Raw genomic sequence first — 14,817 nt, 5'->3', positions numbered from 1 at the left:
GATGTGCTTCACATGGATTTCATATGGAGGAGTCGTTCATATGGATAGACGCCAGCTGCTGGTCGGTGGTGCCGCTCTCTCGGCCTCCGCCGCTCTGCTCCCCACGTCCGCGTCCGCCGCCGAAGCTCCCGCCCACCCCGCACACCCCTCGCTTCCCGCCCGCCTCGCGCCGACCCTCCCGTCCAGAGCCGCGATCATCAGGGACCTGCGCCGGGTCGCCGACCACTGGATCGGCGCCCACACGGACCCCGGCGACAACGGCTGGGCCAACGCCACGTTCTTCAGCGGGCTGCTCGCCCTGCACCGCCTGACCGGCAGCGCCCGCTACCTCGCGTACGCACGCGGCTGGGCCGAGAAGCACGCGTACGGGCTGCGTGGCGGTGTGACGACCCGGCACGCCGACAACCACAACGCCGGACAGGCCTACCTCGACCTCTACGAGATCGAGCCGGAGGCGCAGAAACTCGCCGCGATCGAGGAGTCCCTGCACCGCATGGTGTACACGGACCAGCCGGCGAAGAACGACGACTGGTGGTGGGACGACGCCCTGCACATGGCCATGCCGCCCTTCGCCCGCATCGGCGTCCTGCGCAAGGACCCCCAGTGCTGGGAGAAGGTGTACGCCCTCTACCACCACACCAAACGCGTCGAGGGCGGACCAGGGCTGTACGACACCGCCACCGGCCTCTGGTACCGCGACAAGCGGTTCCTGCCCGGCGGGATCCTGTCCCCGTCCGGCAAGCCCGTGGTCTGGTCGCGCGGCAACGGCTGGGTGGCGGGCGGACACGTCAAGACCCTCAAGGCCCTGCCGGGCAGCGAGCGGCACACCGGCGAGTACAAGGAGACCCTGACGAAGCTGGTCACGGCCCTGGCCGGCGTCCAGCGCGCGGACGGCTTCTGGAACGTCAACCTCGCCGACGCCGCGCATCTGCCGGGACCCGAGACGAGCGGCACCTCCTTCTTCGTCCACGGCACGGCCTACGCGATCCGTTCCCGCCTCGTGGACCGGGCCGCGTACCTGCCGGTGGTGGCGCGGGCCTGGCAGGGCCTGGTCACCACGGCCGTCCACCCCGACGGATTCCTCGGCTACGTCCAGAACGTGGGCGACCGCCCGGAGTCCAGCCAGCCCGTCACCTACGACACGACGTCCGACTTCGGCGTCGGAGCCTTCCTGCTGGGCGGCACCGAACTCGCCCTCCTGGCAGGCTGACGGCACCGCCGCGCGGGCGGGCCGAGGCGCTGGGTAGCGTGGGCCCCTCGACCGACGCTACGGAGGCCATCACATGACCCGCCCGATCACCGTGGGAGCAGACGGTACCGCCGAATCCCTGGCCGCCGTCCACTGGGCGGCCAGGGAAGCGGTACGCCGGGACCTTCCGCTGCGCATCGTGCACGCCCGGCCGAAGGCCGAAAGCGACGAGCGGACGACGGATGCCCAGGAGGCGGACGTCCGGGAGGCACTGACGCGGACCGCGGGCGAGGTCACCGGACACCACCCCGGTCTGGCGGTGGCCACCGACCTCGTCGACGGCGTGCCGGTCCAGGCGCTCCTCGTCGCCGCCGCCGAGGCCGAGACACTGGTCCTCGGCTCGCGCGGCCACGGCGCGATCGTCGGCTTCCTGCTCGGCTCGGTCGGCCAGCAGGTCATCGCCGAGTCGACGCGGCCCGTCGTCCTCGTACGCGCCACGGACCAGGCCGAGCCGGAGGCCGCCGGCCGCGAGATCGTCGCCGGTCAGCAGGGCGGCCCCGACGACAGCGCGGGCGCCCTGGGGTACGCCTTCGAGGCGGCGGCGGCACGCGGCGCCGACCTGCGCGTCGTACGGGCCTGGGCGCTGCCCACCGTCTTCACCTACAGCCCCGCCTCCCTCGCACTCGCCGACGAGGCCGGCGGTCTGGAGCAGTACGAGAAGAAGGCGCTCGCCGAAGCGCTGCGGCCGTGGCTGGAACGCTTCCCCGACGTGAAGGTGACCCAGCACGTCGAGATGGGCAGCGCGGGCGAGGTACTGCTCTCCGCGGCGGCCCGCGCCCAGCTCGTGGTGGTCGGCCGGCGGGCGCACCGCTCGGCCGTGGGCTCACGGATCGGTTCGGTCGCCCACGCGGTCGTCCATCACGCGCCCTCCCCGGTGGCGGTCGTCCCGCCGGCCTGAGCGTCCGCCGCGCCGCCCGCCGGGGGCGACAGCCCGTCCCGCATCCCGGGCAGGATGTTCGTGACGTAGTCCCGGACGACCGTGTCCAGGTCGATGTCGTGCTGCGCCCGCTCGGACAGGTACCAGCGGTGTTCGAGCAACTCGTGGTAGAGCTCGGCGGGATCCATGGAGCCGCGCAGGTCCAGCGGTATGGCCCGCACGGTGGGCCGGAAGACGTCCCGGACCCACCGGTGGGCCAGTACCTCGGGCCGGGCGGCGTGGGGGTCCCCCCTGCTCGAACGAAGTTGAGAGCCCGGGGGAGGGTCGCCCGGCGCGTAGTCGTCCTGGGTGGCCATCCAGCTCTCCAGGTCGTTCAGCAGCCGCCGGGCCTGGTTCTCCTCGGTGTCGAGGCCGGTCAGGCGCAGCAGTTGGCGCTGGTGGTGGCCGGCGTCGACGACCTTCGGCACGAACGTGACGGTGTCGCCGTTCGAGGAGTGCGCGATCTGCATCTCGGCGACGTCGAAGCCGAGTTCGTTCAGGCGCCGGATCCGCCGGTCGATGTAGTGGTGTTTGCCCGCCGGGTACACGGACGTGCGGGTCAGCTCCTGCCACAGCCCGTTGTAGCGCTTGCAGATCTCCATGCCGAACTCGATGGGGTCCACCGAAGGGTGCAGCGCGCCCGAGGCCTCCAGGTCCAGCAGCTCCCCGCTGATGTTGACACGTGCCAGATCGAGGTCGTACTCCCGCTGCCCCGGGCTCAGTTGCGGATGCACCTCGCCGGTCTCCGCGTCGACGAGATACGCGGCGTACGCCCCGGCGTCCCGGCGGAACAGCGTGTTGGACAGCGAGCAGTCGCCCCACGCGAACCCCGCGAGATGCAGCCGGACCAGCAGCACGGCCAGCGCGTCCATGAGGCGGTGCATGGTGGCGGGCCGCATGGTCGTCTCGAACATCGACCGGTAGGGCATCGAGCCGCCCAGATGCCGGGTGATGAGCACGGACTCCAGCGGATCACCGGCCTCGTCGGTGCGGCCGGTCACCACGGCGAGAGGGTCCACCGAGGGGATGTTCAGCCGGTCGAGTCCGCGCAGCAGTTCGTACTCGCGCAGCGCGGGCCGTTCGGCCAGCTCCTTGACCGCCACGACCTCCGTACCGGCGCGCGCGTACCGCACCACGTGCCGCGAGATGCCGCGCGGCAACGGCACCAGATAGTGCTCCGGCCACTCCTCCAGAGGCAGCTGCCACGGCAGGTCGAGCAGGAGCGCGGGATGCTCCGGGTTGGTGGCGCTGATCCGCAATGCCATCGCTCGCTCGCCCTGCCTCACGTTCGGCCGTCATGTCGCAGGAGCATCTCCGCACCTGGACGGCCCCTTCGTCAACACGACAGTCCGATTTGTCAGCAGGTGGGAGGGGCCCGGCACTCCCGCAGCCCGGGCCGCCGACAGGCTCCGGGCCCGGGGCGCGGGACGTGATGTGCAGCACGTCGGCAGGGTGCCCGGGACCCCTGGGGCGAGGGTTCTGGCTGCGCACGGCTTGATCGGTGATCAAGTGGGTCGAAATCCCTGGCCAACGCCCATTCCGCTCATTTGACACCCCGTCTTCCGCCCAGATAGGAAGCAGCCCTCTGAGGTCGAGAGGTGGACTGTGTACGAGCCGAATGTGGTCGGTGACTGGCAGGAGTACGACGACGGGCATGCCGGCCTGCGCGTTCGCGTTCATGGTCTGGAGAAGGCCGAGCCGCCACGGGGGCGTGACGACGCGGCCGAGGGCCTCGTCTACTTCCGGTTCCGCGTGACCGTCGAGAACCGTACGACCGTGCACTTCGGCATTCATCTGGAGGACGGCCAACTCGACGTCCGGGTCGGGACCGACGGCGAGAGCGCGTTCCTGGACTGGCGCAACTCCCAGTTCATCGAGGGCTTCGACGTCTATCCGCTGCGCCGCGTCACCTCCGTCCTGTACGCCGCCGCGCCGGAGAGCTGCCTGTCATTGGTCGACATCCAGGTGCAGTTGAAGGTCGACGACGAATGGACGGAGCGGTACCTGTGGTCGGGCGGCATCGGCCCGCAGGAGCCGGCCGTGGGAGTCGGCGCCCGAACCGACTCCGCGCAGGACAGCCTCGCCGCCCAGGTGATCAGCTACCTGGAGCGGGAGACGGGGCCGGGTTCGGCGGCCTGAGCCCAGACCGGGAGGGGCGGGCGACGCGACCGGCCGCCCCTCCCTCCCGCCCGCCGGAGCTTGGCGCCGAAGACGGCCCCGGGGGAGCCCGGCCCCGATCCGACGGCCCCGGCGGAGCCGACCGCTCGGGCTCAGCCGCCCAAGCCGCCGTCCAGGGCCTCGGCCGCCTCCGCCGAGACGGCCTCGGCGACGGCCGCGAGAGCCGGGAAGTCGAGTTTCCACTGCTGCCAGAACAGGGGGACGTCGATCTGCCGGTCCGCCGAGAGCCGGACGAGCCGCCCCGCGCCGAGCAGGGGCGCCGTCTGTACTTCGGGGACCATGCCCCAGCCCATCCCGGCGGCGACGGCCTCGACGAAGCCCTCGGAGGTCGGCACGAGATGCCGTACCGCACTCGCGCCCCGAGGCCCGTGCGCACCCCGTGACCCGCGCGAGCCGCGTACGAGCTCCCGGACGAACGCGTCCTGGATGTCGTCCCGCCGGTCGAAGGTCACCACGGGCGCGTCGGCGAAGACCTCCCACAGCGCCGCGCCCGGCGGGCCCTCGAACCACCGCGCGGCGAAGGCAGGGCTCGCCACCGGGACGTACCGCATACGTCCCAGAGCGCGCACGGAGCAGCCCGTCACCGCGTCCGGCGACGAGGTGACGGCCGCCATCACGAGCCCCTCGCGGAGCAGCGCCGCCGTGTGGTCCTGGTCCTCGCGGCGCAGTTCGTAGCAGACGGGCAGCCCCTCGGGCACGCGGGAGAGCGCGGGCAGGAACCAGGTCGCCAGCGAGTCGGCGTTCACCGCGATCGACAGCCGGGCCGGTTCATCCGTGCCGGACATGCCCAGTTCGGCCCGTGTGTCGCGCTCCAGCCGGGCCAACTGGCGTGCGAAGCGCACGACGGCCTCACCGGACTCGGTCGGCCGGACCGGCTTCGTACGCATCAACAGCACACGCCCCGTGCGCTGTTCGAGGGCCTTGACCCGCTGGCTCACCGCGGACGGTGTCACATGGAGCACGGCGGCCGCGGCGTCGAACGTGCCCTCGTCCACCACGGTCAGCAGGGTCCGCACCTGGTCCAGGGGAAGGTCTGTCATCACAATCGCTAAGGATACGTAAGAATCTTTAGCTGTACTTTTCCGTGTCCTGCTTCCTAGCGTGGACTCCGTGAACAGCGCTCTGACCGCCGCGGCCGCCGGGTTCGGCACCGGCCTCTCCCTGATCGTCGCCATCGGCGCCCAGAACGCCTTCGTCCTGCGCCAGGGCGTCCGCCGGGACGCGGTACTGGCCGTGGTGGCCATCTGCGCCCTCTCGGACGCGGCGCTCATCGCGCTGGGCGTCGGCGGTGTCGGCGCGGTGGTGGTGGCCTGGCCCGCGGTGCTCACCGCGGTCGGACTGATCGGCGGCCTCTTCCTGATCGGCTACGGCTGCCTGGCCGCGCGCCGGGTCCTGAAACCGTCGGCGCTGACCGTGGAGCCGGGGGCGGCGGGGGCGGCGGGGGCGACGGGATCCGCGGTGCCGGCGGGATCGTCGGTGTCGGTCGGGGCGCCGGGATCGGCCGGATCGGCGGGGTCGGCGGGGTCGGCTGGGGTGCCGAGTGTGGTGGGAGCGGCCGGGGCGCCGGGGGTGCCGGGGCCGTCGGGGGTGGCGGGCGTGGCGGGGAGGGCGGGCTCGCGGCGCCGGGCCGTGCTCACGTGTCTGGCGATGACCTGGCTGAACCCGCACGTCTACCTGGACACCGTGTTCCTGCTCGGCTCCATCGCGGCCGACCGCGGCCCCTGGCGCTGGACCTTCGGCCTCGGCGCGATGCTCGCCAGCCTGGTCTGGTTCGCGGCCCTCGGCTTCGGCGCCCGGCTGCTCAGCCCTCTCCTGGCCCGGCCCTCGGCGTGGCGGGTACTGGACGCCCTGATCGCCGTGACGATGATCGTGCTCGGGGCCACGCTGATCGCCGGGGTGTGAGCGGACCGCCCCTGTCGTGCCGCTCGCCACGGTCACCTCGGCCGCCACGGTCGCCGCGGTCGCCCCGGTGCACGACCGCGACGGCCAGCAGCCCGAGTCCGAGTCCCGCCGCCGTCTGCGTCCCGAAGTGTTCGCCGAACATCAGCGCGCCCCACACGGCGGTGACGGGGGCCATCAGGAACATGAGCGTGTTGACCTTGGTCACCCCGGAGCGCCTGAGGATCAGCCAGTACAGCCCGTACCCGCCGAACGTGGAGAGCGTCACGAGCCACACCACCGCGGTCCAGAAGGAACCGTCCGCCGGGGGCGTCAGGCCTCCGCCGAGGGCGGCGAGCACCGTGAACACGACGGCACTGGTGAGGGCGTGCACCGTCATCGACACCATCGGGCGGACGTCCGTGCGCGACCTGCGGTCCAGGAACGTCGCCGCGACCATGCTGAGCATGCCGAGGAACGGCACGAGGTACGCCCACCACGCGACGCCCGTCGCGGCGCCCGCGTCGGCCGTGGTGACGACGGCGACACCGGCCACACCCAGCCCCAGCCCGAGCCACTGCGTACGCGACACCGCCACGCCGAGCAGCGGTCCGGCCAGCGCGCCGGCCACCAGCGGCTGCGTACCGTCGATGAGGGCCGTCGTCCCGCTGGAGACGCCCAGTTCGATGGCGTAGTAGACGGTCAGCAGGTAGCCGCTCTGCGACAGCAGTCCGACGCAGGCCTGCCGGAACAGGTCGCGGGCTCCCAGTCCGCGCCAGGAGGACCGGGCGGTGGTCAGGGCGACGACGCCGAGGACGAGGGCCAGCGGCAGGAAGCGCCACATGAGGAGCGTGACCGTCGAGGCACTGCCCGACCCGAGCTTGGCCCCGATGAAGCCGGAGCTCCAGGCCCCCACGAACGCGATCGACAGAAGGATGTTCACAGCACCGCACACCTCCAGAACTAGACCGATCTGTATACCTGACTTCGCCGAGTATACAGATCGGTCTACAATGGGCGGATGAGCAGCACGGAGACGCCCCGCCGAGTACCGCTGACCCCCGCTGCCCGCCGCGCCCTGGTCGCGGCCGGGCGACTGTTCTACGAGCGGGGGATCCACGCCGTCGGCGTCGACCTCATCGCCGCCGAGGCCGGCGTCACGAAGAAGACGCTCTACGACCGGTTCGGCTCCAAGGAGCAGATCGTCGTCGAGTACCTCGCCGACCGCGACGAGCGCTGGCGCGCCTGCCTCGCCGCCCGCCTCGACGTCTGCGAGTCGCCGCTGGACAGCGTCCTGACCGTCTTCGACGTGTCGCGCGAGTGGATGGACGCGAACAGCCCCAGGGGCTGCAGCATGGTCAACGCCCATGCGGAGATCGACGACCCGTCGCACCCGGCGTACGGGATCATCACCGGCCAGAAGCAGTGGATGCTCACCCTCTTCACCGACCTCGTACGCCCGCTGGCGCCCGACTCGGCCGACTCGCTGGGCCGGAGCCTGATGCTGCTCCACGAGGGCGCCCTCGTCGCTTTCGGCCTGCGTATCTTTCTCGGGGCACTGGAGCACGCCCGCGAACAGGCGGCGGCCCTCCTCACCCGCTGACCGGTCGGCCCGTCCACGGACCGACCCCTCCTCGCGGAGATCGCTCCGCATCGGCGATAGTGAATCTCTGATCGAAAGATGTATCTAGCAATCAGAGCGCGCAGAGCAAGCGGGACGGGTGTGGACACCAGCAAGGGCAGTGCGGACAGCAGGCCGGACAGCGGCGCGGAGCGGCACGTCGAGGACGCCGGGACGGTGGAGCCGCCGCCCACGGCCGACACGGGCGACGGGCCGCGGAGCGGGTGGCGCCGCTTCGCCATGGACACCCGGCCGCTGCGCCGGCCCGCGTACCGCCGCCTGTGGTCCTCGACCATCGTCACCGCCGTGGGCAGCCAGCTCACCGCGGTCGCCGTACCCAAGCAGATCTACGACATCACCGGCTCCTCCGCCTGGGTCGGCTACGCGAGCTTCGCGGGACTGCTGCCGCTGGTCGTCTTCGCGCTCTGGGGCGGCGCGATCGCGGACACCGTGGACCGGCGCAAGCTCCTCCTCGTCACCAACATCGGCATCGCCGTCACGTCCCTCCTCTTCTGGATCCAGGCCGTCACAGGGCTCGGCTCGGTGGCCGTCCTGATGGTGCTGCTCGCCGTCCAGCAGGCGTTCTTCGGGCTCAACTCCCCGGCCCGCCAGGCCTCCATCGCCCGGCTCGTACCCAAGGAGGAACTGGCCGCCGCGAACGCGCTCGGCTCGACCGTCATGCAGACCGGCCTGGTCGCCGGGCCGCTGCTCGCCGGAGCGCTCATACCCGTCGTCGGCCTCGCCGAGCTCTACCTGATCGACGCCGTGGCCCTGTGCGCCACGGTCTGGGCCGTCTACCGGCTGCCCGCGCTGCCGCCCCTGGCCACCGCCACGGCGGCGGCCGGCCGGGCGGGCCGGGCCGGGCTGAAGGGCATCGCGGAAGGCTTCCGCTACATCTCGCTCAACCAGGTGCTGCTGCTGTCCTTCCTCGCCGACATCATCGCGATGGTCTTCGGCATGCCCCGCGCGCTCTTCCCCCAGCTCGCCTCACAGACGTACGCCCCGTACGGCGAGGGCCTGGCGCTCGGACTGCTCTTCGCGGCGGTCCCCATCGGCGCGGTGCTCGGCGGACTCATGTCGGGCACCTTCTCGCGGGCGCGCCGGCACGGCCGCATGGTCATCGTCGCGGTGGTCGCCTGGGGAGTGGCGATCACCGGGTTCGGACTGAGCGCCAACCTGTGGGTGGCCGTGGCGTTCCTCGCCGCCGCGGGAGTCGCCGACATGGTCTCCATGGTCTTCCGCGGCGCCATCCTCCTCTCCGCGGTCACCGACGAACTCCGCGGCCGGATGCAGGGCGTCTTCACGGTCGTCGTGGCGGGCGGCCCGCGCCTGGCCGACGTGCTGCACGGCACGGCCGGGTCGGCGCTGGGCGCCCGTACGGCGGTCGCGGGCGGCGGCCTGCTGGTCGTCGTCTCCATGCTGGTACTGGCGGCGACGATGCCGGCGCTGCGCCGCTACAGCGCGAGCGCCTGAGCCCCCAGGGAATTACGTCGACTCCTCGGCGCGCGGCGAACTAGCCTCGCCGTCCATGAACACCTTGCGGACGATCCACGACGTGCCCGTCTTCCTGTGCGCCGCCGAGGGCGAGCCGATCGCCGGCGAACGGGAAGCCCTGGACCTCATCGGCGATGCCTCCTACCAGGGCGCGCGGTGGGTCGTCGTCCCCGCCGAGCGGCTGGACGAGACGTTCTTCCGGCTCAGCACGCGCGTGGCCGGGGACATCGTCGGTAAGTTCGCGAACTACCGCCTCGGGCTGGTGATCCTCGGGGACATCTCCCGTCACACGGCCGACAGTTCCGCGCTGCGCGACTTCGTGCGGGAGTGCAACCGGGGGCGGCAGACGTGGTTCGTCGCCGATGCGGGGGAGTTGGAGGAGCGGTTGCGGGGCTGACGGGCACGGGCGGCCGGCGTCCCGGCCCCGTGTCCCTCCGCTTACACCGCTCTCGCCGCTCTCGGCCTCAGACCTTGACGCTCTCCGCGGCCTGGGCGATCAGCTCCTGGAGGTACAGGCCGCGGCGGGCGTCCAGTTCGCCGGACACCCCGGTGCGCACCGCCGAGGCGAAGGCCTGGCGCAGTACCGGCCAGCACTCGTCGTGGTCGAGGTCCGCGTTGTCGTACACGAGCCCCGGTCGGGGGCCGAAGAGTTCGACCCGCATGATCCCGGGCTCCACGGCGACCGACCCGGACAGCGAGGCCTGGCTGACCGCGCCGCTCTCGTGCTCGCAGGTCAACTCCACCCACTTGCGCGGATCTCCGGTGGCGCGGACCCGCACGATCGGCCCCATGGCGGCGTCCAGCAGGTCCAGGATGTGAGGCCCGAGATCCAGCAGCGCGCCGTGCTCAAGACGCCAGGGGGTCGCGAAGTCGCCGCCGAGGAAGGCGCCGCTCAGACAGGCCGAACGGGCGCCCGCCACCTCGATGTCCCGCGCTGCCCGCAGGAACTCCTGCGCGACGGGGTGATAGCGGTTGGTCAGGACCACCTGCGAGACGACCCCGGCCTCGTCGATGGCGTCGACGAGCCGCCGCGCGGACGGTACGTCCAGGCCGATCGGCTTCTCCAGCAGCAGGGCCTTGCCCGCCTTGGCCGCTCGCCCGGCGAGGTCCGCCTGGATGTCCGGCGGCACCGCGAAGGCCACGGCCTCGCACTGGTCGAGCAGGTCCTCGAAACGTGCCACCGCGACGGCTCCGTGCGGGGCGGCGGTCTCCTGTGCCGCTGCGGGGCGGCGGGCCCAGACCGCGGTCAGTTCGGTCTCGGGGCCGGTGGCGAGTACGGGGGCGTGTACTCCGCGGGCCCAGGGGCCGGCGCCGACCAGGCCGACCTTGACGGGGGAGTGGGGCCAGGGGGAGGTGGTGTCGGCCACGGGAGTCCAATCTGGGTTACGGGATCACTGCCGGGAGCGGCGACCGTGCAACGAACGGCCCCGGCGGTACGTGCCCGGGGCTCCCTCGCCCCCGCCGCCCCTACCCGTCCCGTCCCTGTCATGGGGGCTGCGCCCCCTCGCCCCCCGTATCGCGCTTCGCGCTCGTCCTCAAACGCCGGACGGGCTAACAGTTAGCCCCTCCGGCGTTTGAGGAGCGGGGGTTCGGGGGCGGAGCCCCCGAGTACGTGACGGGAACGGGTAGGGGCGGCGGGGGCGAGGGAAAAAGGCCCTATGCCGGGCGGAGCCACACCGTCGACAGGGGTGGCAGGGTCAGGCAGAGGGAGGCCGGGCGGTCGTGCCAGGGCAGGTCGTCCCGCTTCACCGCCCCGGCGTTCCCCACCTCACTCCCGCCGTACCGCCCCGCGTCCGTATTGAGCACCTCGCGCCACGCAGGCACATCATCCGGCACCCCCAGCCGGTACTCGTGCCGCACCACCGGCGAGAAGTTGGACACGGCGAGCAGCGGCACCCCGTCCACCCCGAAGCGCAGGAAGGCGAACACATTGTCCTCGGCGGCGCCCCCGGCGACCCACCTGAACCCGGCGGGATCGGTGTCCAGCTCCCAGAGCGCCGGCACCTCCCGGTACACGGCGTTGAGGTCGCGGACGAGATCCCGCACCCCCCGGTGGTCCGCCTCCGCGCCGTACTGCGGATCCAGCAGCCACCAGTCGGGCCCCTGCGCCTCCGACCACTCCGCGCCCTGCGCGAACTCCTGCCCCATGAACAGGAGTTGCTTGCCGGGGTGCGCCCACATGAAACCCAGATAGGCGCGATGGTTGGCGCGCCGCTGCCACCAGTCGCCGGGCATCTTCGACACCAGCGCCTGCTTGCCGTGCACGACCTCGTCGTGCGAGATCGGCAGGACGTAGTTCTCGCTGTACGCGTACACCATCGAGAACGTCATCTCGTCGTGGTGGTACTTGCGGTGCACGGGCTCGTGCTTGATGTACTCCAGCGAGTCGTGCATCCACCCCATGTTCCACTTCAGCCCGAAGCCGAGACCGCCGTCGGTGGTCGGCCGGGTCACCCCGGTCCAGGCGGTCGACTCCTCCGCGATGGTCACGATCCCCGGCACCCGCCGGTACAGCGTCGCGTTCATCTCCTGGAGGAACGCCTTCGCGTCGAGGTCCTCCCGGCCGCCGAAGACGTTCGGGGTCCACTGGCCGGAGTCCCGCGAGTAGTCGAGGTAGAGCATGGAGGCGACCGCGTCGACGCGCAGTCCGTCGATGTGGAACTCCTCGCACCAGTACACGGCGTTGGCGACGAGGAAGTTGCGCACCTCCACGCGGCCGTAGTCGAACTCGTACGTGCCCCAGTCCGGGTGCTCGGCCCGCCGGTCGTCCCCCGGCTCGTACAGCGGCTCCCCGTCGAAGCGGCCCAGCGCCCAGTCGTCCTTCGGGAAGTGCGCGGGCACCCAGTCCATGATCACGCCGATGCCCGCCCGGTGGAGCGCGTCGACCAGGTACTTGAAGTCGTCCGGGGTGCCGAGTCGTGAGGTGGGGGCGTAGAAGCCGGTGACCTGGTAGCCCCACGAGCCGCCGAAGGGGTGCTCGGCGACCGGCATCAGCTCGACGTGCGTGAAGCCCAGGTCGTTGACGTACGCGGGGAGTTCGTCCGCCAGCTGACGGTACGTCAGCCCCGGTCGCCAGGAGGGCAGATGGACCTCGTACACGGAGAACGGCGCCTCGTGCACCGGTGTGTCACCCCGGTGGGCCAGCCACTGCGCGTCGCCCCACTCGTAGTGCGAGGCCGTGACGACGGACGCCGTGTCGGGCGGCACCTCGGCACGGCGGGCCATCGGGTCCGCCTTGAGGAACCGGTCGCCGTGCCGTGACGTGATCTCGAACTTGTACCGCGCGCCCTCGCCGACACCGGGCAGGAACAGCTCCCACACCCCGGCCGCGCCCAGCGAGCGCATCGGGAACTGCGTGCCGTCCCAGAACGTGAAGTCCCCGGCGACCCGTACCCCCTGGGCGTTCGGCGCCCACACCGTGAAGCGGGTGCCCGTCACACCCTGGTGCTCCATCGGCTCGGCGCCGAGCGCCCGCCACAGCTGCTCGTGCCTGCCCTCGCGGACGAGGTGCAGATCCAGCTCGCCGAGCGCGGGCAGGAAGCGGTACGGATCCTCCACCTCCAGCTCGACCCCGCCCGCGTATCTGACCAGCAGCGTGTACTCGGGAACCGCGTCCAGCGGCAGCACCCCGGAGAAGAGTCCGCCGCCCTCGCTGTCCAGCAGCATCCGCAGCCCGTCCGGCAGCGCCACCGCCACGGACTCGGCGAACGGCCGCAGCGCACGGACGACGACACCCTCCGGCACCGGATGCGCCCCGAGCAGTGAGTGCGGATCGTGATGGGTCCCCGACAGCAGCCGCTCGCGGTCCGCCACCTCCATCGAGGACACCGGCGGTCGCCCGCCGGGTCCCCCCGGCCCCGGTTCGGCGGGAGCGGCCTCGACGGGCCGGGCCTCCTCGGACGGCGGCGGGGTCAGGGGTACGGAGATATCGCGGGCTGCCACGGTTTTCAGCCTCCTTGAGCGCTGTGGAAAGAGTGGAAGGAAGGGACCGGCGTGTGCGGACCGCCGGACGGGGTCGGGGCGTGCTCGGCTAGCCGGGCGATCGCCGCCATCGGCACGGGCAGCCAGTCGGGCCGGTGCCGTGCCTCGTACAGGGCCTCGTACACGGCCCGGTCGGTCTCGTGCGCCCGCAGCAACTCGCGCTGGGCGCGCGGGTCCCACCGTGCCTGTACGGCGTATCCCGCGCAGTAGGCGTCACGGCAGCGGCGGGCCCACTCCGGACGCCACGGGTGGCGGCTGTGGGCCGCGTAGTCGAAGGACCGCAGCATGCCCGCGACATCGCGTACGGGGGACTGCGGCTGCCGGCGTTCGGCGATGGGGCGGGCCGGTTCGCCCTCGAAGTCGATGACGGACCAGCGTTCCCCGGCCCACAGCACCTGACCGAGGTGCAGATCGCCGTGGATCCGCTGCACCGGACGGCCCGAGTCGAGGGCGGCCAGCTCGTCGAAGGCGCCCCGCAGCCCGGCCACGTAGGGCAGCAGTTCCGGCACCGACCGGCTCGTCGTGTCGAGGCGTTCGATCATCGCGGCCGCGAGCCGTCTGCTCCCGTCCCCGGTCGGTGCGCCGAGGGCGAACGCGGCGGCCAGCGCGAGATGCACCTCGGCGGTCGCGCGCCCCAGTTCGTACGCCTCCTCCCGGAAGTCCCGTCCCTCGGTGAGCGATTGGAGGGCCAGGGTCCAGCCGTCGACGGCGTCCGGCAGGAAGGGCTGGAGCACACCGAGCGTCGCCGGCAGCGGCTCCGAGGTACGGAACCACGCCACGGGGGCCGGTACCCGGGTGCATCCCTGGCGGGCCAGGGCCCAGGGCACCTCCAGGTCCGGATTGATGCCGGGCCGGACCCGCCGGAAGATCTTGAGGATGTACGCGTTGCCGTACACCAGGCTGGTGTTGGACTGCTCGGCGTCGAGGAGACGCGGTGTCAGTCCGGCGGGGACGGACACCTTCGCGTCGCGCTCGAACCGCAGCGGGCCCGCCGTTCCCGGGGTGCGCAGCCGCTCCAGGAGCAGGTCGGCCGACCGCGGCTCCTGAAGGGCGTCGTACACCGTCAGGCCGGCCAGCGGCCCTTGGCTCGCGCGCCCGATGCGGGCGTGGGCCAGCCGCGGCGGCAGGGTCTCCCCGAAGCCGAGGAGCAACTGGTAGCAGTCCCCGGGCCGGGACGGGGAGGAGCCGTCCCCGGTGCTGACCAGGAGGTGCAGACACGCCGGATGCAGTTCGGTCACCGAGAGCAGGGAAAGGTCCGTGACCCGCCGGCCCTTGCCCGCGAACCACCGTTGCTCGGGCAGCCATGCCTGAAGCAGGTCGGCGAGCGATGTCAGCAGGTGGGCCGGACTGTGGCCGCTGGGGCGGGGTGCTACGACCTTGCACATGTCGACCCGTCCTTTCAGGAGCACACCGTCAATCGGCGACTGGTGAGCGGAGTGGCGTCCTTGCGGAGGCGGAACCAGTAGAAGCCGTGGCCGGCGAGGGTGAGGAGGTAGGGGA

The 14,817-nt window shown here is 72.0% G+C and carries 13 protein-coding genes; 7 read left to right on the top strand and 6 right to left on the bottom strand.

Going from position 1 to position 14,817, the window contains the following annotated elements; genetic code table 11:
- The first annotated feature begins 40 nt into the window (after nucleotides 1-40).
- Both IE278_RS33560 and IE278_RS33555 read left to right on the top strand, forming a co-directional pair.
- On the top strand, nucleotides 41-1,210 hold the full coding sequence (locus IE278_RS33560) for a glycoside hydrolase family 88 protein (RefSeq protein WP_189777869.1): 1,170 nt from the start codon (nucleotides 41-43) through the stop codon (nucleotides 1,208-1,210).
- Nucleotides 1,211-1,283: 73 nt separating this feature from the next.
- Nucleotides 1,284-2,147: a universal stress protein gene (locus IE278_RS33555; RefSeq protein ID WP_189777867.1), complete on the top strand. Its 864-nt coding sequence runs from the start codon at nucleotides 1,284-1,286 to the stop codon at nucleotides 2,145-2,147.
- Here IE278_RS33555 and IE278_RS33550 read toward each other — a convergent pair.
- On the bottom strand, nucleotides 2,108-3,430 hold the full coding sequence (locus IE278_RS33550) for a DUF4032 domain-containing protein (RefSeq protein WP_189777865.1): 1,323 nt from the start codon (nucleotides 3,428-3,430) through the stop codon (nucleotides 2,108-2,110). The two genes, IE278_RS33555 and IE278_RS33550, sit on opposite strands and share 40 nt — an antisense overlap.
- A gap of 340 nt (nucleotides 3,431-3,770) precedes the next feature.
- On the opposite strand from IE278_RS33550, the gene IE278_RS33545 reads away from it, so the two are divergent.
- Nucleotides 3,771-4,304 carry a hypothetical protein gene (locus IE278_RS33545; RefSeq protein ID WP_189777863.1) on the top strand — a complete coding sequence of 178 codons (534 nt, stop codon included), beginning with the start codon at nucleotides 3,771-3,773 and terminating at the stop codon, nucleotides 4,302-4,304.
- A gap of 131 nt (nucleotides 4,305-4,435) precedes the next feature.
- Here the strand turns inward: IE278_RS33545 and IE278_RS33540 are convergent, their stop codons facing one another.
- On the bottom strand, nucleotides 4,436-5,386 hold the full coding sequence (locus tag IE278_RS33540; protein ID WP_189777861.1) for a LysR family transcriptional regulator ArgP: 951 nt from the start codon (nucleotides 5,384-5,386) through the stop codon (nucleotides 4,436-4,438).
- A 67-nt stretch (nucleotides 5,387-5,453) separates the two neighbouring features.
- Between IE278_RS33540 and IE278_RS33535 the strand changes: the two genes are divergently transcribed.
- Nucleotides 5,454-6,245, top strand: coding sequence for a LysE/ArgO family amino acid transporter (locus IE278_RS33535; RefSeq protein ID WP_246571047.1), 792 nt, complete (start codon nucleotides 5,454-5,456; stop codon nucleotides 6,243-6,245).
- On the opposite strand, the gene IE278_RS33530 is transcribed toward IE278_RS33535, so the two are convergent.
- Entirely contained in the window at nucleotides 6,145-7,164 is a 1,020-nt protein-coding gene (locus tag IE278_RS33530; protein WP_189777859.1) for a DMT family transporter, read from the bottom strand. The two genes, IE278_RS33535 and IE278_RS33530, sit on opposite strands and share 101 nt — an antisense overlap.
- Nucleotides 7,165-7,242: 78 nt before the next feature.
- Between IE278_RS33530 and IE278_RS33525 the strand changes: the two genes are divergently transcribed.
- The 3 genes from IE278_RS33525 to IE278_RS33515 all read left to right on the top strand — a co-directional run bounded on the left by IE278_RS33525 (nucleotide 7,243) and on the right by IE278_RS33515 (nucleotide 9,733).
- Complete coding sequence (locus IE278_RS33525) at nucleotides 7,243-7,824, top strand: TetR/AcrR family transcriptional regulator (protein WP_189777857.1); 582 nt, start codon at nucleotides 7,243-7,245, stop codon at nucleotides 7,822-7,824.
- Nucleotides 7,825-7,902: 78 nt separating this feature from the next.
- On the top strand, nucleotides 7,903-9,315 hold the full coding sequence (locus IE278_RS33520) for an MFS transporter (RefSeq protein ID WP_189777855.1): 1,413 nt from the start codon (nucleotides 7,903-7,905) through the stop codon (nucleotides 9,313-9,315).
- Nucleotides 9,316-9,370: 55 nt separating this feature from the next.
- Entirely contained in the window at nucleotides 9,371-9,733 is a 363-nt protein-coding gene (locus tag IE278_RS33515; protein ID WP_189777853.1) for a DUF4180 domain-containing protein, read from the top strand.
- 67 nt (nucleotides 9,734-9,800) lie between these two features.
- Here the strand turns inward: IE278_RS33515 and IE278_RS33510 are convergent, their stop codons facing one another.
- The 3 genes from IE278_RS33510 to IE278_RS33500 all read right to left on the bottom strand — a co-directional run bounded on the left by IE278_RS33510 (nucleotide 9,801) and on the right by IE278_RS33500 (nucleotide 14,702).
- Nucleotides 9,801-10,703, bottom strand: coding sequence for a Gfo/Idh/MocA family protein (locus IE278_RS33510; protein WP_189777851.1), 903 nt, complete (start codon nucleotides 10,701-10,703; stop codon nucleotides 9,801-9,803).
- Between the two features lie 289 nt (nucleotides 10,704-10,992).
- On the bottom strand, nucleotides 10,993-13,278 hold the full coding sequence (gene glgB, locus IE278_RS33505) for a 1,4-alpha-glucan branching enzyme (RefSeq protein WP_373312162.1): 2,286 nt from the start codon (nucleotides 13,276-13,278) through the stop codon (nucleotides 10,993-10,995).
- 5 nt (nucleotides 13,279-13,283) lie between these two features.
- Nucleotides 13,284-14,702, bottom strand: a complete 1,419-nt coding sequence (locus IE278_RS33500; protein ID WP_189777849.1) for a maltokinase N-terminal cap-like domain-containing protein — start codon at nucleotides 14,700-14,702, stop codon at nucleotides 13,284-13,286.
- Between the last annotated feature and the right edge of the window lie 115 nt (nucleotides 14,703-14,817).

It is taken from the genome of Streptomyces tauricus, from assembly GCF_014650955.1.
Taxonomy (GTDB): Bacteria; Actinomycetota; Actinomycetes; order Streptomycetales; family Streptomycetaceae; genus Streptomyces; species Streptomyces tauricus.
The sequence above is the reverse complement of the archived record's forward strand: the minus strand, read 5'-3'. Positions and strand labels throughout refer to the sequence as shown.